Genomic DNA, 21,838 nt, shown 5'->3' with positions numbered 1-21,838 from the left:
GGCCTTACCCAGGCCGCCTCTCCCGGCACCTCAAAATTTCTGCAAGCGCATGTGGCTGTCAAAGCCGCGTGCCTTGTGGCGTCTGCGTCACAGTAGTCTTTGAGTCGTTGCGGTCAACATTAAAAATGTTTTGACTAGCACAGCATATCGCTTTAAACCTTTCACAAATGCGACATAGATTTGCGACATTTCGTCGTCAAATTTGTGAGCCTCTGTGTCGGTGTGTACAATGACCTCCCTTTTGCCCCCGCAAAGCTGGCGTACGTTCGGCGTGGAAGGTAACTGGCTGAATTGAAAAGAAATTTGTCTCGATAAGAGGCAGCCTGGTGAGAAAGTGTCTATGAAAGCAGGTCTGTACCAACCAGATGAATTCAAGGATAACTGCGGTTTCGGCCTGATAGCCCATATGCAGGGCGAACCCAGTCATACCCTGTTGCAAACGGCCATTGAGGCCCTGACCTGCATGACCCACCGCGGTGGGATCAACGCTGACGGCAAAACCGGCGACGGTTGCGGTCTGCTGATGCAAAAGCCTGACGTGTTCCTGCGAGCGATCGCCCAGGAAACGTTTGGTATTGAATTGCCCAAGCAATACGCCGTGGGCATGGTGTTCTTCAACCAGGACCCGGTAAAAGCCGAAGCGGCTCGCGAGAACATGAACCGCGAGATCCTGGCGGCCGGCCTGCAACTGGTGGGTTGGCGCAAAGTGCCGATCGACACCAGCGTTCTCGGCCGTCTGGCACTCGAGCGCCTGCCACAGATCGAACAAGTGTTCATCGGCGGTGCTGGCCTGAGCGATCAGGACATGGCCGTCAAGCTGTTCACCTCCCGTCGTCGCTCGTCCGTGGCTAACGCCGCCGACCTCGACCACTACGTTTGCAGCTTTTCGCACAAGACCATCATTTACAAAGGCCTGATGATGCCGGCGGATCTGACCGCCTTCTATCCAGACCTCAGCGACCAGCGCCTGCAAACCGCGATCTGCGTGTTCCACCAGCGCTTCTCCACCAACACCCTGCCGAAATGGCCGTTGGCTCAACCGTTCCGCTTCCTCGCGCACAACGGTGAAATCAACACCATCACCGGTAACCGTAACTGGGCCCAGGCCCGCCGCACCAAGTTCACCAACGATCTGATGGATCTGGACGAACTCGGCCCGCTGGTCAACCGCGTGGGTTCCGACTCCTCGAGCATGGACAACATGCTGGAGCTGATGGTCACCGGCGGCATCGACCTGTTCCGTGGCGTGCGGATGATCATTCCGCCAGCGTGGCAGAACGTCGAGACCATGGACGCCGACCTGCGCGCGTTCTACGAATACAACTCGATGCACATGGAGCCGTGGGACGGCCCGGCCGGCGTGGTGATGACCGACGGTCGTTACGCGGTGTGCCTGCTCGACCGTAACGGTCTGCGTCCGGCGCGTTGGGTCACCACCAAAAACGGCTTCATCACCCTGGCCTCGGAAATCGGTGTCTGGAACTACCAGCCTGAAGACGTAATCGCCAAGGGCCGTGTCGGGCCTGGCCAGATTTTCGCCGTGGACACCGAAACCGGTCAGATCCTCGACACCGATGCCATCGACAACCGCTTGAAGTCCCGTCATCCGTACAAGCAATGGCTGCGCAAGAATGCCCTGCGCATCCAGGCGACCATGGAAGACAACGACCACGGTTCGGCGTTCTACGATGTCGATCAGCTCAAGCAATACATGAAGATGTATCAGGTCACGTTCGAAGAACGTGATCAGGTGCTGCGTCCGCTTGGCGAACAAGGCTACGAAGCCGTTGGCTCCATGGGCGACGATACGCCGATGGCCGTTTTGTCCCAGCGTGTACGCACGCCGTACGACTACTTCCGCCAGCAGTTCGCGCAGGTCACCAACCCGCCGATCGACCCGCTGCGTGAAGCCATCGTCATGTCGCTGGAAGTCTGCCTCGGTGCCGAGCGCAACATCTTCCAGGAGTCGCCGGAGCACGCCTCGCGCGTGATCCTCAGCTCGCCGGTCGTTTCCCCGGCCAAGTGGCGCTCGCTGATGAACCTCGATCGTCCGGGCTTCGAACGCCAGGTCATCGACCTCAACTACGACGAGGCGCTGGGCCTTGAAGCCGCAGTGCGCAACATCGCCGACCAGGCCGAAGAAGCCGTGCGTTCCGGGCGTACCCAGATCGTGCTGAGCGACCGTCACATTGCCCCAGGCAAACTGCCGGTTCACGCTTCCCTGGCCACTGGCGCGGTGCACCATCGCCTGACCGAAAAAGGCCTGCGTTGCGACAGCAACATCCTGGTCGAGACCGCGACCGCACGCGATCCGCATCACTTCGCGGTGCTGATCGGTTTCGGCGCCTCTGCGGTGTATCCGTTCCTGGCTTACGAAGTGCTGGGCGACCTGATCCGCACCGGTGAAGTGCTGGGCGACCTCTATGAGGTGTTCAAGAACTACCGCAAAGGCATCACCAAAGGCCTGCTCAAGATCCTCTCGAAGATGGGCATCTCGACCATCACCTCCTATCGCGGAGCACAACTGTTCGAAGCCATCGGCCTGTCTCAGGAAGTTTGCGACCTGAGCTTCCGTGGTGTGCCGAGCCGTATCAAGGGTGCGCGTTTCGTCGACATCGAAGCCGAGCAGAAGGCCTTGGCTGCCGAAGCCTGGAGCCCGCGCAAGCCAATCCAGCAGGGCGGTTTGCTGAAGTTCGTCCACGGTGGCGAATATCACGCGTACAACCCGGACGTGGTCAACACCCTGCAAGCCGCTGTGCAGCAGGGCGACTACAGCAAGTTCAAGGAATACACGGCGCTGGTGGACAACCGTCCGGTGTCGATGATCCGCGACCTGTTCAAGGTCAAGACCCTTGAGAAGCCGCTGGATATCAGCGAAATCGAACCACTGGAATCGGTGCTCAAGCGCTTCGACTCTGCCGGCATCTCCCTCGGCGCGCTGTCGCCGGAAGCTCACGAAGCCCTGGCCGAAGCCATGAACCGCCTGGGTGCGCGTTCCAACTCCGGCGAAGGCGGCGAAGATCCGGCGCGTTACGGCACCATCAAGAGCTCGAAAATCAAGCAGGTGGCCACCGGCCGTTTCGGTGTGACCCCGGAATACCTGGTCAACGCCGAAGTGCTGCAGATCAAGGTCGCGCAGGGCGCCAAGCCCGGCGAAGGCGGTCAGCTGCCAGGCGGCAAGGTCAACGGTCTGATCGCCAAGCTGCGCTATGCAGTGCCGGGCGTGACGCTGATTTCGCCACCGCCGCACCACGACATCTATTCGATCGAAGACTTGTCGCAGCTGATTTTCGACCTGAAACAAGTCAACCCGAAGGCCCTGGTCTCGGTGAAGCTGGTAGCGGAAGCGGGCGTTGGCACTATCGCCGCTGGTGTGGCCAAGGCCTATGCCGACCTGATCACCATTTCCGGTTACGACGGCGGCACCGGCGCATCGCCGCTGACCTCGATCAAGTACGCGGGCGCTCCGTGGGAACTCGGCCTGGCTGAAACCCACCAGACCCTGCGCGGCAACGACTTGCGCGGCAAGGTTCGGGTGCAGACTGACGGCGGTCTGAAAACCGGCCTCGACGTGATCAAAGCGGCGATTCTCGGCGCTGAAAGCTTTGGCTTCGGCACCGCGCCAATGATCGCCCTGGGCTGCAAATACCTGCGCATCTGCCACCTGAACAACTGCGCCACCGGCGTGGCGACTCAGAACGAAAAACTGCGCAAGGACCACTACATCGGTACGGTCGACATGGTGGTGAATTTCTTCACCTACGTCGCTGAAGAAACCCGTGAGTGGCTGGCGAAGCTGGGCGTACGTTCCCTCGAAGAGCTGATCGGTCGCACCGATCTGCTGGACATCCTCGAAGGCCAGACCGCCAAGCAGCAACACCTGGACCTGACGCCGTTGCTCGGCAGCGATCACATCCCGGCAGACAAGCCACAGTTCTGTCAGGTCGACCGCAACCCGCCGTTCGACAAAGGCCTGCTGGCCGAGAAGATGGTCGAGATGGCCACTTCGGCGATCAACGACCTGAGCGGCGCCGACTTCGCTCTGGATATCTGCAACTGCGACCGTTCGATCGGCGCGCGGATCTCCGGTGAAATCGCTCGCAAACACGGCAACCAGGGCATGGCCAATGCGCCGATCACCTTCCGCTTCAAAGGGACGGCCGGTCAGAGCTTTGGTGTGTGGAACGCCGGCGGCCTGAACATGTACCTCGAAGGCGATGCCAACGACTATGTCGGCAAAGGCATGACGGGCGGCAAACTGGTCATCGTTCCGCCAAAAGGCAGCGTCTACAAGACTCAGGACAGCGCCATTATCGGCAACACCTGCCTGTACGGCGCCACCGGCGGCAAGCTGTTTGCCGCCGGTACCGCGGGCGAGCGTTTCGCGGTGCGCAACTCCGGTGCTCATACCGTGGTGGAAGGCACTGGCGATCACTGCTGCGAGTACATGACCGGTGGTTTCGTCTGCGTACTGGGCAAGACCGGCTACAACTTCGGCTCAGGCATGACCGGTGGTTTCGCCTACGTGCTCGACCAGGACAACACCTTCGTTGACCGGGTCAACCACGAACTGGTTGAAATCCAGCGGATCAGCGGTGAGGCGATGGAAGCCTATCGCAGCCACCTGCAACGCGTGCTGAACGAATACGTCGAGGAAACCGACAGCGAGTGGGGTCGTAACCTCGCTGAGAACCTCGATGACTACTTGCGTCGGTTCTGGTTGGTCAAGCCTAAGGCTGCCAGCTTGAAATCGTTGCTTTCCAGCACCCGTGCCAACCCGCAGTGATATGCGCCTGAAGAGTTTGATGAGGTTTTAACAATGGCTGAACGTCTGAATAATGACTTCCAGTTCATCGAGGTCGGGCGCAAAGATCCGAAGAAGAAACTGTTGCGTCAACGCAAGAAAGAGTTCGTGGAGATCTACGAACCCTTCAAACCCCAGCAGTCGGCCGACCAGGCCCACCGCTGCCTGGGCTGCGGTAACCCGTATTGCGAATGGAAGTGCCCGGTGCACAACTTCATTCCCAACTGGCTGAAGCTGGTGGCCGAGGGCAACATCCTCGCCGCCGCCGAACTGTCGCACCAGACCAACACCCTGCCTGAAGTCTGCGGCCGCGTGTGCCCGCAGGACCGTCTGTGCGAGGGTGCGTGCACCCTTAACGACGGCTTCGGCGCGGTGACCATCGGTTCGGTCGAGAAGTACATCACCGACACCGCATTCGCCATGGGCTGGCGCCCGGACATGTCCAAGGTCAAGCCGACCGGCAAGCGTGTCGCGGTGATTGGTGCAGGCCCTGCTGGCCTGGGTTGTGCCGACGTGTTGGTACGCGGTGGCGTGACCCCGGTGGTGTTCGACAAGAACCCGGAAATCGGCGGTCTGCTGACTTTCGGCATCCCCGAGTTCAAGCTGGAAAAGACCGTGCTGAGCAATCGTCGCGAAGTCTTCACCGGCATGGGCATCGAGTTCCGCCTGAATACCGAAATCGGCAAGGACGTGAGCATCGAGCAACTGCTCGAAGAATACGATGCCGTGTTCATGGGCATGGGCACCTACACCTACAYGAAGGGCGGCTTTGCCGGTGAGGACCTGCCGGGCGTCTATGACGCGCTGGACTTCCTGATTGCCAACGTCAACCGCAACCTGGGCTTTGAAAAGTCGCCGGAAGATTTCGTCGACATGAAGGGCAAGAAGGTCGTGGTACTGGGCGGTGGTGACACGGCGATGGACTGCAACCGCACCTCGATCCGCCAGGGCGCCAAGTCGGTGACCTGTGCCTATCGTCGTGACGAAGCGAACATGCCGGGCTCGCGCAAAGAGGTGAAGAACGCCAAGGAAGAAGGCGTGAAATTCCTCTACAACCGTCAGCCAATCGCCATCGTCGGTGAGGACAGGGTCGAAGGCGTGAAGGTGGTCGAGACCCGTCTCGGCGAACCGGACGCCCGTGGCCGTCGCAGCCCCGAGCCGATCCCGGGTTCCGAAGAGATCATCCCGGCCGACGCCGTGGTCATCGCGTTCGGTTTCCGTCCAAGCCCGGCGCCGTGGTTCGAGCAGTTCAGTATCCAGACCGACAGCCAGGGTCGCGTTGTGGCCCCCGAACTTGGCCAGTACAAGCACCAGACCAGCAACCCGAAGATCTTCGCCGGTGGCGACATGGTGCGTGGTTCCGACCTGGTGGTGACGGCGATCTTCGAAGGCCGTAATGCGGCTGAAGGGATCCTGGATTACCTGGGCGTCTGATCAGACGACACAAAACCCTGTGGGAGCGAGCCTGCTCGCGATAGCGGTGGATCAGCCAACAGAGATGTTGAATGTGAAGCCCTCATCGCGAGCAGGCTCGCTCCCACATTGGTTTCAGGGTGTTGCGCAGAGTGTGTTCCAGCGCGACAAATTGACCCGATAGACAAAAGGTGCGGCGCTTGCCGTGCCTTTTGCGTCGCGCTCTGAGAAAATGCCCGCACTTTTTTTCCGGATGCCGACATGACTGCCCTGAAGAACGACCGTTTCCTTCGCGCCCTGCTCAAGCAACCCGTAGACGTCACCCCTGTGTGGATGATGCGTCAGGCCGGTCGCTACCTGCCGGAATACCGCGCCAGCCGTGCCAAGGCCGGTGATTTCATGAGCCTGTGCATGAACCCGGAGTTCGCTTGTGAAGTCACGATGCAGCCGCTCGACCGTTATCCACAGCTGGATGCGGCGATCCTCTTCTCCGACATCCTGACCATTCCCGATGCCATGGGCCAAGGCCTGTACTTCGAAACCGGCGAAGGTCCGCGCTTCAAGAAAGTCGTCAGCACCCTGGCCGACGTCGAAGCCCTGCCAATTCCTGATCCACAGAAAGACCTCGGCTACGTCATGGATGCGGTCAGCACCATTCGCCGTGAGCTGAACGGCCGCGTGCCGCTGATCGGCTTCTCCGGCAGCCCATGGACCCTGGCCACCTACATGGTCGAAGGCGGCTCGTCGAAAGACTTCCGCAAGACCAAGGCCATGCTCTACGACAACCCGCAAGCCATGCACCTGCTGCTGGATAAACTCGCACAGTCGGTCACCTCCTACCTCAACKGCCAGATTATGGCCGGCGCGCAAGCGGTACAGATCTTCGACACTTGGGGCGGTAACCTCTCGGCAGCGGCGTACCAGGAGTTCTCCCTGGCCTACATGCGCAAAATTGTCAGCGGTCTGATCCGCGAGCATGAAGGCCGCAAAGTGCCGGTCATCCTGTTCACCAAAAACGGCGGCCTGTGGCTGGAAAGCATCGCCGATGCCGGTGCAGATGCCCTGGGGCTGGACTGGACCTGCGACATCGGCGAAGCCCGCCAGCGTGTCGGCAGCAAAGTTGCGCTGCAAGGCAACATGGACCCGACCGTACTCTACGCAAAACCAGAAGCCATTCGCGCTGAAGTTGGCCGCATCCTTGCCAGCTACGGCAAAGGCAGTGGCCACGTGTTCAACCTCGGCCATGGCATCACCCCGGAAGTCGACCCGGAACACGCCGGCGCCTTCCTGCGTGCGGTGCATGAGCTTTCAGCGCAATACCATCAGTAATTCATAGCAACCTGCCCGGCCTCAGCGCCAGGCAGGTTTTGCGCCCTCGATAATCCATACTCACTTCCTCAGACCGTCCTGGCTGCTGGCGTTTGCTTGCCTGTCATATTGACGTTTTTCTTTGGCGGCGGATGTGTTAGTTGTTTACTTTTGAGCAGCCTTTACGCGCTGAATCTTTAAGAAATATCTCATCTCTATGTAAGGCGATATTACCTTTCTTGTCCGATTAGTTCGATTGCCGATATTCCCTGCCTGATTATTAGATTTATCCTACATAGAATAAAAGTTTCTGGCGGTAAAGTGCCATTCTCAACGTTTCCAACGCGACCTGTATGGCAAGCATGTCATAAAAACTGCCGTAGCATTACTGCTGCGCAAGCGTTAGTTGCTGGCGTTCAGTCATATTGTTTTTACAGGATGCTTGCATAAACTCGGGGGAATGTTGGAAGCATGGGGGTGCGATAAGGATTTGTAAGTCTTCGTCGAGTTGATGAGGGCTTGCAAGTGATTCTTAATGATTAAGTCGGAACTAATAATATGAAAAACACTATTTCCAAAGGAGGTGCATTAACAGGATGTGCTTCCTCACTGACGCTGTTGGCGGCATTGTTGTCTTCACAACATGTTGCCGCCCATGGCTATTTGAATGAACCTCCCTCCCGTGCTTTTCTTTGCCAGAAAGGTCTGAACAAAGACTGTGGCGGCGCACAGTACGAACCGCAAAGTGTGGGTGAAACTTTCAAAGGTTTCCCGAACGGTGTGGGTGGTRCTCCGGGTCAAGGCCCGATTGACGGCAAGATCGCCAGTGGCGGTATTGCACTGTTTTCCGCGGTCGATGCTCAGTCCGCTACTCGTTGGCATTTGACTGAAATCAAGGACCGTTCGCTCGATTTCGATTGGAAATACACCGCCGCACATCCTGCCACCAAGCATGAGTACTTCATTACCAAAAACGGCTGGAACCCGAATGAGCCGCTCAAACGCGCTTCTTTCGAAACCACGCCGTTTTGTTTTGTCGACGGCGGTAATGTTCTGCCGGTTTCCGGGGACAAACACGCTTGCGTGATTCCGGATGACAAGACCGGCCACCATGTGATTCTGGGTATCTGGACTGTTGGTGATACCGCTGCGGCGTTCCACAACGTCGTTGACGTCAACATTCTTGCCGAGGCCGCATTGCCTGGCGGCTGGAACTCTGTTGGCGCCATCACCCCTGCAACCACCCTGATTGCCGGGGACAAGGTCAAGGCTCGCGCCTTTACCCATAGCGGTGAAAGCGCGCAGTACAGTGTCGAGATCACCGTCGATAACGCTGATGAAGGCAAACCGGAGAACTGGTCGTTCAAGTTGGCCGAGCAGATCAACAAGACCCAGACGTTGATAAAAGCCGGCATTCGCGATGAGCAAGGCAACATCGAGCCGGTCAAAGGCATGAACAAGCTATACGCCCAGAAAGAAAGCGGCATCACTCGTTATGAAGTGGCGCTGGACATGCAGGAGGATATCGACGCTCGCATGGAGTTTGGTGGCCTGGCGCCAGAGCATGAACTGGTGAAAGGCGTTGGCAAGGTCGCGGTCCCGATCGTCAACAACCGCACGATGATCATCGAAGCGACCATTTTCGATGACAGCAACAAGCAAGTGGGTTTCACCCGGCAACAGGTGGCGGCACAGAGCAACACTGTACTGAATGTCGATGTACGTTCTGCACCGGGCAAGCATGGCGTGAAGCTGGTGGGCACCACGGAAGACGGTCGTACCACTCGTCAAGCCTTCGAAGAAACCCAATTCACCGGCGAGGGCGGTGCGCAAGAGTACGACTTCGAGTTCCCGAATAATGTTCGCCAATACACCGCGGGGACCAAGGTACTGCAGCCTAAAAACGGTTTGGTTTATGAGTGCAAACCATTCCCTTATTCGGGTTACTGCATGCAATACAGTGAAACGGCACAAGGTTTCGAGCCGGGTTACGGCAGTGACCTGCACTGGCTTTCTGCTGTCATTATTATCTGGGCACTGGCCAGTGGTTTTTATGTGTCGCTGTTTGAAGTGGATGTATCGGTCAAGGAATGGGTAGCCTTTGTTAATGTGTCGTTGACAACCGCGTTTTTGCCTTTTTTCGCTTTAAGACTTTATCTTTCTTCGAGTGGGCGTCGTTCTGATACTGGGCGATATCGGACGGTGAGCGAAGTGTTGGCGTTATGCGTGCATCGGCTTATTTATCTGGCCGTTAGTGTGGTGTTGGTGACGGGTGTGCTCATGATGGACCGTGCCATTAATGTTTTTGATCTCTTTTCTATTCCTCAACCTCTGGAAGACCCTTACTGGATTCTACTGTTTCTGACGATTCATATTTGGGCGTGTCTCGTACTGGCAGTGTTGATTGCCTTGCACATTACTGCGGTCATCAAACATGAAGTATCGGGACGCCGTGTGCTTGTAAACATGTGGTTTCACCGCTGAATGGGCAAGCCATTGACGCTGGACTCTTTATTCACGGCAATGTCCACAGGCTGGCCAACGCTGCTCGGGGCCATCCTGTGGATATTGCCGCTGGGGTACGGCGTTTACCTGTTTGCCAACGAACAGACGCTACGCGATGAGTCATCTATGCAAGCCGAGCGGCCGGTACGGCTGCCACCGGATACGCAACCGATGCCTGAATTCAACCCTGACGCTATCGCGACGGTGATGGGGCTGTCCACGCAAACGGCAACACTGCGCAGTGCTGAACCGCTGACCTTGCGCGCCAGTTTTGTCTCCAGCACCGGGCTTTCGCGGGCGTTGCTGGCGGGTGCTGACGGTGAACGTTTGTATCAGGTCGGCGACAGCTTGCCCGGCGGCAGTGTGCTGCGGCGGGTTGAAGTGTCCAGGGTGGTGCTGTGGCGCAAAGGTCGCGAGGAGTTGCTGGCCCTGCAACCCGCTACCGAGCGCACCTTGTTGACGATCAAACCTGCCGACACCCGATCCKATCCCGCACCTGCCCTTATTCACTTTCGGCCAACCGCTGATTTGCCAAAGAGTCACTGAATGAACCGCTCGAATTGTTTTCGCACCTACGGCGCACTGCTGCGCGCCCTGGGCATTGCAGTCCTGTTGCTCTCGGGTTGGGTAGCGGCTGAAGAACAGCGTTGGCAACTGGCGATGAACAACGCTGAACTAAGGGACGTCGTTGCCGAAATGTCGTCGATTCTGGACACGACCGTGATCCTCGACCCCAAGGTTCAAGGGCGAATCACGGTCATGTCCGGACAAGCGCTGGATCGCGAGGGCGTCCGACGGTTGTTCTATTCGGTACTCGATGCTCACAACTTCACGGTGATCGATCAAGGCGACCGAATACTCATCACACCGGTTGCCGAAGCCAAGACCCGTGCCAGTCAGGGGGACCCGCGCACGTCTCGCGATGGACAGTTCGTGACCGAGGTCATCGCCCTCGGTGCCAGCTCGGCTGCTGACCTGGCCGGTCTGGTCCGACCGCTGGTCTCGACCAATGGCTATGTGGGGCCGTCGGTCTCGGCCAACGCGCTGGTGGTCACCGATACCGCGAGCAATGTTCGGCGGATTGGGCAAGTGGTACGGCAACTTGATTCCGGGGCGAAAAATGCTCATACCATTGTTGTGCTACGCCATGGTCTGGCAGCCGATATCGCCACAGTGATGGAGGCGTCACTGGGCAAGTCCGGAGCCGAGGCCGGAAGCCTGGTGATTCCGGACCCCCGGGCCAATCGCCTGGTGGTTGTCGGGCCGCCGGTAGCGCGCGAGCGCCTGGTCCGGTTGGCCCGCTCGCTGGACATTCCGGCGACGACCAAACTTGATAACGCTCGGGTGATCCGTTTGCACCACAGCGATGCCAAGCAGTTGGCCGAGGTGCTGGATGCACTGGGGCAGGGGTTCAAGCCACAGTCGAGTAGCCGCGGTTCAAAAGAACCGGTATCGGCCACGCCGGTCATGGTAAAGGCCGACGAACGCCAGAATGCACTGGTGATTTTCGCCGATCCCGCGCAATTGCGGACGTTGGAGAACATCGTTCGTGAACTGGATCAACCGCGTGCCCAGGTGCTGATTCACGCAGCCATCGTGGAGATTTCCGGTGACATCGTCGAAGCGCTTGGTGTGCAGTGGGGGCTGGACAGTGGAAGCGCGAAAGGGATCATCAACTTTCCGGGGACCGGGGTTCCGGTGCTTGGCGGGTTCAATGTCGACGACAAGAACCCGGCCCCGGAAGGTTCATTGCTGCGGCTCGGTGGCGGCAATTTTGGCGCACTGATTTCAGCTCTGGCCAGTAACAGCCGCAGCAACCTGCTGTCGACGCCGAGCCTGCTGACCCTGGACAACCAGGAAGCAGAAATCATCGTCGGCCAGAACGTACCGTTCAAGACCGGCTCCTACGCCACCAACAGCAGCGGTGCAGACAACCCCTTCACCACGGTTGAGCGCAAGGATGTCGGGATCAGCCTGAAGATTCGTCCGCACATCAACGAAGGTTCGATCCTGCGTCTGGAGGTCGAACAGGAGATCTCCGACATCGCGCCTTCGGTGTCCGGTGTGGATTCTTCCGACCTGATTACCAACAAGCGTGCCCTCAAAAGCACGATCCTCGCCAACGATGGCGAAATCATCGTGATCGGCGGCCTCATCAAAGACAGCGTTCGAACCCAGGAAAGCGGGGTGCCGGTGTTGCGCAGCATTCCTTATCTCGGTGCGCTGTTTCGCTGGACGAAAGACACCCAGACCAAAAGTAACCTGATGGTGTTTTTGCGCCCGACCATCGTGCGCACCCGGCAGGATATCGCCGAAATCAGCGAGGACCGCTACAAGGCCTTGCGGGATCTGAGTCAACCGACGGCTCGCCAGAACCATTCGTTGTTACTGCCCGATGATCCGCATCAGCTATTCGACGAGGCCCGTGAGCGCCGCGCCCCATGACGAGCCTGACGGGTTACATCGAGCAGCTGCCATTCGGTTTCGCCCGGCGCTTGGGGGTGTTGCTGGAAGGTTCGGGCGAGGCGTTGAGCCTGTCGATCCGCAGCGATACGCCGTTGACCGCACTGGCGGAAGTTCGGCGTGTGACGGGGCGCGATCTACCTGTTCAGGTCCTTGAACCTGCGATGTTCGCGACACGGCTGGCGAGCGCTTACGGCGTAGGTCAAAGCGCCGCCGAACAGGTCGCCCAAGGGCTGGACGAAGAACTCGATCTGTTGAGCCTGGCCGATCAGCTTCCGCAGACCGCCGACCTGCTCGAACAGGACGGTGACGCGCCGATCATCCGGCTGATCAATGCGTTGCTCAGTGAGGCGGTGCGCGAAAAAGCCTCGGATGTTCACCTGGAAACCTTCGAGCAGTACCTGTTGGTGCGGATGCGGGTGGATGGGCAATTGCGTGAGGTACTCAGACCCCGGCGTGAGTTGGCCAATTTGCTGGTGTCACGGATCAAGGTCATGGCTCGCCTCGATATCGCTGAAAAGCGCGTGCCGCAGGACGGTCGCATTGCGCTGCGCCTGGCCGGGCATGAGGTCGATGTGCGGGTCTCGACTCTGCCGTCTGCGCATGGCGAGCGAGTGGTGTTGCGACTGCTCGACAAACAAGCCGGACGCCTCGACTTGCAGCGCCTGGGTATGCCGCCCGACACCCTGGCACGCTTTCAGCGGATTCTTGGCAGGCCCCACGGGATTTTCCTGGTGACCGGCCCTACCGGCTCCGGCAAGACCACCAGCCTGTATGCGGCGCTGGCCAGTCTCAACGACCAGACGCGCAATATTCTCACGGTGGAGGATCCGATCGAGTATCACCTGCCGGGGATTGGCCAGACGCCGGTCAATCCAAAGGTCGAGATGACGTTCGCCCGGGGCCTGCGGGCGATTCTGCGCCAGGACCCGGATGTGGTGATGGTCGGTGAAATCCGGGACCGGGAAACCGCCGAAATTGCCGTGCAGGCGTCGTTGACCGGACACCTGGTGTTATCGACCTTGCACACCAACAGCGCGGTTGGCGCGGTCACCCGGTTGCTGGACATGGGCGTCGACGCCTACTTGCTGGCGTCGTCGTTGATCGGTGTGCTCGCCCAGCGCTTGTTACGAACCCTCTGTCCACACTGCAAGCACGCCTATGAAGCCGATGCTGTCGACTGCCAGAGCTTGGGCGTTGCCGGCGACCGTACTGTGCGGCTATTCAAGGCCAGCGGATGCGCCCGATGCCAACAGGGTTACCGGGGGCGGGTCGGCATGTACGAGTTGATCAGCATGAGCCCGACGCTGTCCGCGCTGGTTCATCAGGGCGCCAGTGAACAGGCGTTGGCGGACGAGGCGCGGACGCTGTCGCGCAGCCTGTTCCAGGACGGTCAGCGGCTGGTGCTTGAGGGTGTCACCAGTCTCGATGAATTGCTGCGCGTCAGCCAGGAGGACTAGCCGGTGCCGGGATTCGAATACCGCGCCCAGGACCGCAGTGGCCGTCAGTCCCGAGGTGTGCTGGAGGCCGACAGCCCACGGCATGCCCGGCAGATGTTGCGTGAACGGGGTTTGTTACCCAGTCACGTCGGCGAGGCGAAATACCAGGGCACTCGGGCGGGGATTTTTGCGAATGCCGTGAAGCTGAGCTCCGGCGAACTGGCGCTGCTGACGTTGCAGTTATCCACGCTGATCCAGGCCGGTCTGCCCCTCGAGGAGGCCTTGCGAGCGGTTGCGGCGCAGAGCGAAAAGCGCAAGGTCAACGCCTTGCTCTCAGCGGTGCGGGCGCGAGTGATGGAAGGTTATGCATTGGCGGCGGCGCTGGGTGGATTTCCCCGGGCGTTCCCCGAACTGTTTCGCGCCACCATCGCGGCAGGTGAGCGCTCCGGGCATCTGGGTCATGTGCTTGAACAGTTGGCGGCCTACACGGAGGCTCGTCAGGCGTCGCGTCAGCGAATTCAGCTGGCGCTGGTTTACCCGATGATTCTGATGGTCGCTTCGCTGGCCATCGTCGGCTTCCTGCTCGGCTATGTGGTGCCGGATGTGGTGAAGATTTTCGTCGACAGCGGTCAGCCGTTACCGCTGCTGACCCGGGGCATGATTCTGCTCAGCGACGGTCTGCGTCGTCATGGCCTGACTCTGTTGGGGCTGTTGTCGGTGTTGGTATTCCTGGGGCGTTGGGCGTTGGTCCAGCCACCTCTGCGTGTGCRCTGGCACGCACTGGTGTTGCGTTTGCCGTTGTTGGGTGGAGTGTTGCGGGCCATGGAGGCGGCGCGTTTTGCCAGCACCCTGGCGATCCTCGGCAAGAGCGCGGTGCCGTTGGTCGATGCCCTGGAAATCGCTGCTGCCGTCATTGGCAACCTGACGATTCGCACGCGCATGCGTGATGTTGCGCGTTCGGTACGTGAGGGCGGCACCCTGACCCATGGCCTGGAACAAGGCGGCGATATACCGCCGATGATGTTGCACATGATCGCCAGTGGCGAGCGTGCCGGTGAACTCGACAGCATGCTGGCGAGGGCTGCCGAGCAGCAGGAAAAGACCCTGGCAGCGCGCATCGCGCTGGTTGTCAGCCTGTTCGAGCCGGTCATGTTGGTGCTGATGGGCGGCGTCGTGCTGCTGATCGTCATGGCCATTCTTTTACCCATTCTTAGCCTGAACCAACTGGTGAGTTGATCGATGAATCCTGTCCGTAATACTTCAGCCAAGCGTCAGCGTGGCTTTACCCTGATCGAAATCATGGTGGTGGTGGTCATCATCGGTGTGCTGGGCGCCATCGTCGTGCCGCAGTTCATGAGCCGGCCCGATCAGGCCAAGGTCACCGCGGCCCGCACCGACATCCTGGCGATCTCCACCAGCCTTGAAATGTACCGCCTCGACAACTTCAGCTACCCCACCACCCAGCAAGGGCTGGAAGCGTTGGTCAAACGGCCGCTGGGCGCACCGGTACCGAGAAACTGGAGTCCGCAGGGTTATCTCAAAAGTCTGCCGGTGGACCCTTGGGGAACGCCGTATCAGTACCTCAATCCCGGGGTGAATTCGCTCGATGGCGGCTATGACCTGTACTCCTTTGGCGCTGACGGTGTGTCCGGTGGCGAAGGCCATGGGGCAGACATCGGCAACTGGGGAGATTGACCGATGCGTCAGGCGTGYCGGGGTTTCACTCTATTGGAGTTGATGGTGGTCATGGTGTTGATCGGCGTGCTGTTGGGCATGGCGGGTCTGGCCATCGGCAATCACCCGGCGCGTCTGGCCCGGCAGGAGGCCAACGGTTTGATCCAGTTGTTGCAGACGCTGCGTGAGCAGGCGGTGCTTGAAGGACGTGAGTATGGCCTTCGGCTGGAGCCCGAGGGTTATCAGGTGCTGGGTCTCGATGGCCAGGACTGGCGCCCGGCAGGCCGCGCTTATAGTTTACCGGAAGGCTTGCAGCTGCGTCTGGAGCAATCTGGCCAAATGTCGACGCTGGCGGGGCGTCCCGGTCAACCGCACCTGGTGTTGCTCAGCAGTGATGAAAGCACTGCGTTCACCTTGCACCTGCAAGCCGGTCAGCAATCGTTGATCAGCCTCTCCAGTGATGGTTTGAACGAGGCGGCCCTTGATGAGTAAGAGAAAGCCCGCGCCGCCGCGCCAGGCACACCGTGGCTTTACCCTGTTGGAAATCATGATCGCGCTGGTTGTCTTTGCGACGTTGGCGGCGGCAGTGATGGCGGCCAGTCAATACGCCCTCAAGCAGAATGCTCGATTGGAGGAGCAGTTGTGTGGGACCTGGCTGGCTGACAATCACTTGAGCGAATTGCAACTGGGGCCCGCACCGGCTCAAGGGCACGAATACCTGAGCCGACACTTCGACCGACGCGACTGGAGCCTGAGCCAGACCGTCACCCCGGTGGCCGATTCGCGTTTGCTGAAGGTCGAACTCAGTGTCAGCCGTTCAGGCAGCGATCGGGTCGTACACCGAACGACGGGTTGGATTGGCGCCCGTGATGAATAAGCAGCATGGCTTCACCTTGCTCGAACTGGTGATCGCCATGGCGATATTCGCCTTGCTTGGCTTGGCCAGCTGGCGGCTGTTCGATGGCGTGGTCCGTGCTGAACGCAGCAGTTCATCCCATGAGCGCGACATGCGTGGGTTGCAACGCGCCATCGCCGTGATCGAACGTGATGCCTTGCAGGTAACGGCGCAGCCTGTGGTGCTGCAGCAAAACGTTTTGCAGTTGCAGCGCGGCAACTGGCGTAATCCGTTGGATGAGCCGCGTAGCGAGTTGCAGAACGTCACTTATCGTCTCGACAAGGGGACGTTGTGGCGTGAAAGCCAACCCCCTGATCAGCCGCTGGTGCAGCGGCAAAAACTCCTCACCGGGGTGCGCGAATTGCGTTGGCGGCTCTATGATCAGAGTGGTTGGCGCAGCGAGAGACCGCCCGGTGCCGGTAAGTCAGTTTCCGCGCCGAAGGCTTTGGAAATCACCTTTTCAACGGAGCGCTTCGAGTCGATTCGCCGGGTCTTGCTGTTGCCTGGGAGCGCGTCATGAGTYGGCAACGCGGCGTCGCGCTGCTCAGTGTGTTGCTGGTCATGAGCCTGGCGTTGCTGCTGACGGGCGGGATGCTGCGCAACCATCGGCTGGTGGTCAAAAGCACCGCGCAACAGCTTCATCACGTGCAACTGCGCCAACTGGGTTTTTCCGGTGAACGCTGGGCCTTGCAGCGGTTGCGCCACCCTGAGGTGCAAGCGTCCCGTAGCGTCAATCTGGCGCAAGCGTGGGCGCAGGCCACGCCGCCGTTCGAGGTCGAGGGCGGGACGCTGTACATCCAGGTCGAAGACCTGGCCGCGCGCTTCAACCTTTCTGCACTGCTGACCGGCGGGCAAATCGATCCGCTCACGCAACAGCGTTGGGTGCGTCTGCTGGCCCTGCTGCAGATCCGCAATCCAGACCTCGAAAGTCTCGCAACCTCGCACTTCGGCGCGCTGACAGACCTCAGTCAATTGCGCGTGTGGCCGGGCGTTGACGGCGGGGTGCTGCGGCGCTTGCAGCCAATGGTGGCCCTGCTGCCCGGGAACGCCAGCCTGAACATCAATACCGCGTCGGCGCAGCAACTGATGACACTCGACGGTGTGAGCGAAACGTTGGCCCGGGCGTTAGTGCAACAGCGTCCGGCCGAGGGCTATCGCTCGGTGCAGGCATTTGTCGAGGACCCTCTGCTCGCCGGGCTTGAGCTGGGCAGCCATGGCCTGGGGCTGGGCAGTCGCTGGTTTCGGATCACGGTAGAYGTGGCCGTTGGGCAAAGCCGTCTGCAACTGGTCAGCGAAGTGGAACTCGACGCCAAAACCCGGCAGGTGAACGTCGTGCAACGACGGTTCCTGACCTCACTGACAAGCGAGTCCTCGTCATGAACACCTGGCTTTACCTCACCCCCGAAGGGGCGGTGCAACCTTGCGCGCAATGGCTCTGCTGCCTGGTCTCTGCCTCGAATGAGCGGTCGCTCCTTTCGCTTGCCGATGCGGCCAAACAGTTATCAGGGCAGGCTGTCCATCTGGTGTTGCCGATGGAGATGTGCGGCTGGCTACGTACCGAAAAATGGCCCTCGCGACGTCGCCCTGACGCTCAGGCCATTGCGTTCGCCATCGAAGATCAACTGAGCGAAGACCTTGAGACGCTGCACCTGAGCATCGGCCCGCGTGACTCGCAGGGGCGCTATCCGGTGCTGTTGCTCAACAAACAACGCTTTGCAGCGTTGCTGGCGCTGGTGGCTGAACTGGGAATTGCCGTCAGCACCGTACAGGTCGATGCCGACCGTTTACCCCATGATCAGGCCTATGGCGTGTGGTGGTTGGGGCGCTGGCTCCTTGGCGGCGCATTGGATGTTCGTCTGGCGGTGTCGGCGCACGGGCTGGCTGCGATCAGTCCACAGCTGCCTGAGCCCATCTGCTGGCTGGACGAGGGGTTTGCAGCGCTGCACAGCCAGACGGGGGCGGGGTCTGCGATCAACCTGCTGCACGGTGAGTTTCGTCGGGAGCGCCGGCGTTTTCCCTGGTCGACGGCACTGATCTCGGCAGCGTTGTTGTTCACTCTGGGGTGGGGAAACACACTCGCACGCAGCCACTTTTTCGAGGCTCAGGCCCAACGCTTGTCAGACCAGAGCGAACAACGTTTCAGGGCCTTGTATCCAGAGCAGACACGTATCGTTGATCTTTCGGCGCAACTCAAGGCGCTGCAAAAACAGACTCGTATCAGTGCACAGGACACGCAGATCGCCCGTTTGTTGAAGCTGACCGAGCAGGTGATCGGTGCAAGCAGTGTTGAAGTGCAACGCATCGAATACCGTGTCGGCGATGGTTGGAAACTGCAACTCACGGCAGGCAGTTTTGCCGAACTCGAACAACTGCGCGAGCGTGGCCAGCGCAGCGGATTGCCGATCAGTCTGGGCAGCGCAAGCAAGGTTCAGGACCGGGTCCAGGCACTGCTGACATTGGAGAATCGCTCATGAAGCTCAACACACCGAAGCTGCCGGTTAGTGTGGCTCAGACCTGGAATCGGCTGGCACCGCGCGACCGACAGGCGCTGAGTGTCCTGGCGGTAGCGCTCGTTGCCGTACTGGCGTTCGTCGGGTTGTGGCAGCCATCCCAGCAGCGGCTGGCAGTGGCCGAGCGTTTGTATCAGCAGCGGCTGGTTCAGGCCGGGGAAGTCGCTCGCGCTCAAGCCCCCAGTGCTCGGGCGGCTGGGGCTGCGCCCCTGTCCACGCAACTCAGTGAGCGCGCAATCGCCGACGGCCTCGACCTGCAACAGCTGGAGGTGCAAGGCGATCTTCTGCGCCTGACGCTGCGCGGTGATGCGCGGGCGTTATTGGCCTGGCTGCATCGAACCGAACTGGAGGGCGCGACCTTGCAATCACTGACACTGGACAAGCAAGGTCAAGCGCTGGAGGCGCAGGTGGTGGTGCAGGGTTCCTGACGTGCAGGCCTCACGCCGGTTGGTTGTTTGGCAGCAATGGCAAGCGGGCCAGTTTCAACGCCACCAGCAGCGCAATCACCAGCAACCCGCCGATGAACAGGCCGATGCCATTCCAGCCGCCCAGGTGCCAGAACACCCCGCCCGCCGTGCCGGCGATACTTGACCCGGCGTAGTAGCTGAACAGGTACAGCGACGAGGCCTGGCCCTTGGCTTTGGTCGCGCGACGACCGATCCAGCTGCTGGCCACCGAGTGCGCGGCGAAGAAGCCGAAGGTGAAGATCAACATGCCGATGATCACCAGCGGCAATGGCGTGAACAGGGTCAGCGCAAGGCCTGCGAGCATCAGCACGATGGTTGCCCACAAGACTTTGCGCCGGCCAAGCTTGTCGGCCAATGCGCCGATTTTCGCCGAGCTGTAGATGCCCGACAGGTAGACCACCGAGAGCAAGCCGACGAAAGCCTGATCCATGTGATACGGCTCGGCCAGCAGGCGATAGCCGATGTAGTTGAACAGTGTGACGAACGCGCCCATCAGCACGAACGCTTCGAGGAACAACCACGGCAGCCCGGCGTCGCGAAAGTGCATGGTGAAACCGTCGAGCAAGCTGCGCGGATGCATCGAGCGGGAGCGGAAGTTGCGCGACTCGGGGAGAATTTTCCAGAACACCGTCGCGGCAATCAGCGCCAGTCCACCGATGATCAACATCGCGGTGTGCCAGTTAACGAAGTCGATCAATACGCCGACGATCAGCCGGCCGCACATCCCGCCAATCGCGTTGCCGCCGATGTACAACCCCATCGCCAGGCCGATGTGTTGTGGATGAATCTCTTCACTCAGGTAAGTCATGGCCACCGCCGCCAGCCCGCTGAGAGACAGCCCGACCAGTGCACGCATTACCAGCACGCCCTGCCAGCTCGGCATCATCGCACTGGCTATGGTGCACAACGCTGCCGCGAACAGCGCCGCAACCATCACCGGTTTCCGGCCGATGCGGTCGGAAACCGGGCCGGTGATCAGCAGGCCGATGGCGAGCATCCCGGTGGCCACCGACAGGATCAGGCTGCTCTGCGCCGCGTTGATCGAAAACTCACGGGAGAACAGCGGCATCATCGGCTGCACGCAATAGAGCAGGGCGAAGGTCGCAAAGCCGCCGGAGAACAGCGCCAGCACCGTGCGCATGAACATCGGCGTGCCTTTTTCGATGTACACGTCATTGCGTTGGGCGACCACATCGTCCAGCGCGGTAGGCGGCAATTCATGGGCGAGCGGGGCGACAGCAGTTTTCACGGAGGACCTCGGGAGGGCACGGCCAGGCAGGCAATGGAAAAATCATATAGCTGGCTAATGTTTCTATCCAATATATTGTTCGACCTGTTTGATAGGTTTAACGACCTAATGGAGTTTTCATGGAATTGCGCCATCTGCGCTACTTCATCGCCGTCGCCGAAGAACTGCACTTCGGCCGCGCCGCACAGGTGCTGGGTATCTCCCAACCGCCCTTGAGCCAGCAGATTCAGGTGCTGGAGCAGGAAGTCGGTGCACGTTTATTCGAGCGTACCAATCGTCGGGTCGAGCTCAGTGAAGCCGGTCGGCTGTTCCTCGAAGAGGCTCGGCTGGTGCTGGCCCAGGTCGACAAGGCTGCCGACGTCGCCCGTCGAGCCCAACTTGGCGAGTTGGGGGAACTGAAGATCGGCTTCACCTCGTCGGCACCGTTCAACTCGACGATCCCGCAGGCGATCTTCGCGTTTCGCCAGCGCTTCCCGGCCGTGCATTTGAACCTGCGGGAAATGAGCAGCACTCAGGTCGCCGAGGCGCTGGTGGATGAGTCGATTCAGGTCGGGATCATGCGGCCATTGCCGCTGCCGGATTCGCTGGAGGTGGTCGAGTTGACGCGTGAACCCTTGGTGGCCGTGCTCAGCTCCAAGGATCCGCTGGTGATCGGCAGCGAGGACGGGTTGTTTCTGTCGGCATTGGCCCACGAACCTTTCGTGTTCTTCCCACGCAGCTACGGCAGCGGTCTATACGCGCAACTGCTGAGCCTGGCACGCGACGCCGGGTTCAGCCCGCACTTCACCCAGGAAGCCGGCGAGGCCATGACCATCATCGGCCTGGTGGCAGCAGGGCTCGGGGTGTCGGTGTTGCCGGCGTCTTATCAGCGCATGCGCATCGACGGCGTGGTCTATCGGCCCTTGCTCGATCCGCTGGCGATGTCAGCCGTGTGGCTGGTGCAGCGCAAGGACCAGAAGTCGCCGATGGCCAAGGCGTTTGTCGAGTTGCTGACGCGTAAGGTTGAGGTGACGTAGCAGATACAGGGCGATGACAAGCTTAAGAGACTCCGGGGGTAACATATGACCTGTAGCAGCTGGCGAAGCCTGCGTTCGGCTGCGAAGCAGTCGTC

At 60.1% G+C, this 21,838-nt stretch carries 17 protein-coding genes; 16 read left to right on the top strand and 1 reads right to left on the bottom strand.

What is annotated here, in order from left to right; genetic code table 11:
* Window positions 1-340: 340 nt before the first annotated feature.
* The 15 genes from gltB (at window position 341) to gspM (ending at window position 19,439) form a co-directional block, all read left to right on the top strand.
* Window positions 341-4,786, top strand: a complete 4,446-nt coding sequence (gltB, locus tag AC1DH9_RS02815) for a glutamate synthase large subunit (protein ID WP_427537748.1) — start codon at window positions 341-343, stop codon at window positions 4,784-4,786.
* 33 nt (window positions 4,787-4,819) lie between these two features.
* Complete coding sequence (locus AC1DH9_RS02810; protein WP_477807773.1) at window positions 4,820-6,238, top strand: FAD-dependent oxidoreductase; 1,419 nt, start codon at window positions 4,820-4,822, stop codon at window positions 6,236-6,238.
* A gap of 240 nt (window positions 6,239-6,478) precedes the next feature.
* Entirely contained in the window at window positions 6,479-7,546 is a 1,068-nt protein-coding gene (gene hemE, locus AC1DH9_RS02805) for a uroporphyrinogen decarboxylase (RefSeq protein WP_477807772.1), read from the top strand.
* A 537-nt stretch (window positions 7,547-8,083) separates the two neighbouring features.
* Window positions 8,084-10,009: an N-acetylglucosamine-binding protein GbpA gene (gene gbpA, locus AC1DH9_RS02800; protein ID WP_477807771.1), complete on the top strand. Its 1,926-nt coding sequence runs from the start codon at window positions 8,084-8,086 to the stop codon at window positions 10,007-10,009.
* Entirely contained in the window at window positions 10,010-10,576 is a 567-nt protein-coding gene (locus AC1DH9_RS02795) for a type II secretion system protein N (RefSeq protein ID WP_477807770.1), read from the top strand.
* Window positions 10,577-12,475 carry a type II secretion system secretin GspD gene (gspD, locus tag AC1DH9_RS02790; RefSeq protein ID WP_427537766.1) on the top strand — a complete coding sequence of 633 codons (1,899 nt, stop codon included), beginning with the start codon at window positions 10,577-10,579 and terminating at the stop codon, window positions 12,473-12,475.
* Window positions 12,472-13,953, top strand: a complete 1,482-nt coding sequence (gene gspE, locus AC1DH9_RS02785; RefSeq protein WP_427537769.1) for a type II secretion system ATPase GspE — start codon at window positions 12,472-12,474, stop codon at window positions 13,951-13,953. The genes gspD and gspE overlap by 4 nt, the downstream gene beginning before the upstream one ends.
* Window positions 13,954-13,956: 3 nt before the next feature.
* Window positions 13,957-15,168, top strand: coding sequence for a type II secretion system inner membrane protein GspF (gene gspF / locus AC1DH9_RS02780; protein ID WP_477807769.1), 1,212 nt, complete (start codon window positions 13,957-13,959; stop codon window positions 15,166-15,168).
* Window positions 15,169-15,171: 3 nt separating this feature from the next.
* Window positions 15,172-15,627 carry a type II secretion system major pseudopilin GspG gene (gene gspG / locus AC1DH9_RS02775; RefSeq protein WP_427537775.1) on the top strand — a complete coding sequence of 152 codons (456 nt, stop codon included), beginning with the start codon at window positions 15,172-15,174 and terminating at the stop codon, window positions 15,625-15,627.
* 3 nt (window positions 15,628-15,630) lie between these two features.
* Window positions 15,631-16,098 carry a type II secretion system minor pseudopilin GspH gene (gene gspH / locus AC1DH9_RS02770; protein ID WP_427537778.1) on the top strand — a complete coding sequence of 156 codons (468 nt, stop codon included), beginning with the start codon at window positions 15,631-15,633 and terminating at the stop codon, window positions 16,096-16,098.
* Entirely contained in the window at window positions 16,091-16,483 is a 393-nt protein-coding gene (gspI, locus tag AC1DH9_RS02765; protein WP_427537781.1) for a type II secretion system minor pseudopilin GspI, read from the top strand. The genes gspH and gspI overlap by 8 nt, the downstream gene beginning before the upstream one ends.
* Window positions 16,476-17,021 (top strand): type II secretion system protein GspJ, encoded by a 546-nt coding sequence (locus AC1DH9_RS02760; RefSeq protein WP_427537784.1) that lies wholly within the window; start codon window positions 16,476-16,478, stop codon window positions 17,019-17,021. The genes gspI and AC1DH9_RS02760 overlap by 8 nt, the downstream gene beginning before the upstream one ends.
* Window positions 17,018-17,881, top strand: coding sequence for a type II secretion system protein GspK (locus AC1DH9_RS02755; RefSeq protein WP_477807768.1), 864 nt, complete (start codon window positions 17,018-17,020; stop codon window positions 17,879-17,881). Before AC1DH9_RS02760 ends, AC1DH9_RS02755 begins: the two co-directional genes overlap by 4 nt.
* Window positions 17,878-18,975: a type II secretion system protein GspL gene (gene gspL, locus AC1DH9_RS02750; protein WP_427537790.1), complete on the top strand. Its 1,098-nt coding sequence runs from the start codon at window positions 17,878-17,880 to the stop codon at window positions 18,973-18,975. The genes AC1DH9_RS02755 and gspL overlap by 4 nt, the downstream gene beginning before the upstream one ends.
* Entirely contained in the window at window positions 18,972-19,439 is a 468-nt protein-coding gene (gene gspM / locus AC1DH9_RS02745) for a type II secretion system protein GspM (RefSeq protein WP_427537793.1), read from the top strand. Before gspL ends, gspM begins: the two co-directional genes overlap by 4 nt.
* A gap of 10 nt (window positions 19,440-19,449) precedes the next feature.
* Here the strand turns inward: gspM and AC1DH9_RS02740 are convergent, their stop codons facing one another.
* Entirely contained in the window at window positions 19,450-20,694 is a 1,245-nt protein-coding gene (locus AC1DH9_RS02740) for an MFS transporter (RefSeq protein ID WP_427537957.1), read from the bottom strand.
* Window positions 20,695-20,846: 152 nt separating this feature from the next.
* On the opposite strand from AC1DH9_RS02740, the gene AC1DH9_RS02735 reads away from it, so the two are divergent.
* Window positions 20,847-21,743, top strand: coding sequence for a LysR family transcriptional regulator (locus AC1DH9_RS02735; protein WP_427537796.1), 897 nt, complete (start codon window positions 20,847-20,849; stop codon window positions 21,741-21,743).
* Window positions 21,744-21,838 lie beyond the last annotated feature (95 nt).

It is taken from the genome of Pseudomonas sp. 05T35 (assembly GCF_056396605.1).
The sequence above is the reverse complement of the archived record's forward strand: the minus strand, read 5'-3'. Positions and strand labels throughout refer to the sequence as shown.

Excerpts from the sequence above, each read along its gene's own strand:
- AC1DH9_RS02735 (WP_427537796.1), top strand. The coding sequence starts at position 20,847 with ATGGAATTGCGCCATCTGCGCTACTTCATCGCCGTCGCCGAAGAACTG.
- gspL (WP_427537790.1), top strand. The coding sequence starts at position 17,878 with ATGAACACCTGGCTTTACCTCACCCCCGAAGGGGCGGTGCAACCTTGC.
- gspM (WP_427537793.1), top strand. The coding sequence starts at position 18,972 with ATGAAGCTCAACACACCGAAGCTGCCGGTTAGTGTGGCTCAGACCTGG.
- gspE (WP_427537769.1), top strand. The coding sequence starts at position 12,472 with ATGACGAGCCTGACGGGTTACATCGAGCAGCTGCCATTCGGTTTCGCC.
- gltB (WP_427537748.1), top strand. The coding sequence starts at position 341 with ATGAAAGCAGGTCTGTACCAACCAGATGAATTCAAGGATAACTGCGGT.
- gspI (WP_427537781.1), top strand. The coding sequence starts at position 16,091 with ATGAGTAAGAGAAAGCCCGCGCCGCCGCGCCAGGCACACCGTGGCTTT.
- gspG (WP_427537775.1), top strand. The coding sequence starts at position 15,172 with ATGAATCCTGTCCGTAATACTTCAGCCAAGCGTCAGCGTGGCTTTACC.
- gspD (WP_427537766.1), top strand. The coding sequence starts at position 10,577 with ATGAACCGCTCGAATTGTTTTCGCACCTACGGCGCACTGCTGCGCGCC.
- AC1DH9_RS02760 (WP_427537784.1), top strand. The coding sequence starts at position 16,476 with ATGAATAAGCAGCATGGCTTCACCTTGCTCGAACTGGTGATCGCCATG.